Consider the following 316-nt stretch of genomic DNA (forward strand, 5'->3'; position numbering starts at 1 on the left):
TTTTTCAGAGTTTCCTTAGCTGATAGAGCGTTCCTAGTTAATCTTTTTTCGATGCCAGGGTGGTTTCAGGTTGTCAGTGATAGAAGTGGTGGCACTACTCACAAACGGGTATCACGCGGTGCGCTTGGGCGTATACGGATCAAACTTCCAAAGCTGAGAGAGCAATCTTCTATCGCCTCCATCCTCTCCACGATGGGCGACGAAATTACTACCCTAGTGTACTGTTTGCGAAATAATTTACCCGTGTCCTGCAACCTAAGTTATTGATAAAATTTGAATTTTACGTTAGTTAGTAGCTGGTTTTTTCGAAAACAGT

At 43.0% G+C, this 316-nt stretch carries 1 protein-coding gene; it reads left to right on the top strand.

Annotation, left to right across the window (positions count from 1 at the left end):
* Positions 1-51: 51 nt before the first annotated feature.
* The gene (locus tag DW49_RS1000000134180) at positions 52-267 is read left to right on the top strand and encodes a restriction endonuclease subunit S (RefSeq protein ID WP_370464061.1); all 216 of its coding nucleotides are present in this window, start codon (positions 52-54) and stop codon (positions 265-267) included.
* Positions 268-316 lie beyond the last annotated feature (49 nt).

It is taken from the genome of Pseudomonas avellanae BPIC 631 (genome assembly GCF_000444135.1).
GTDB lineage: Bacteria > Pseudomonadota > Gammaproteobacteria > Pseudomonadales > Pseudomonadaceae > Aquipseudomonas > Aquipseudomonas avellanae.

Bases quoted from the DNA above. Each gene is read 5' to 3' on its own strand.
- DW49_RS1000000134180 (WP_370464061.1), top strand. From the start codon at position 52: ATGCCAGGGTGGTTTCAGGTTGTCAGTGATAGAAGTGGTGGCACTACT.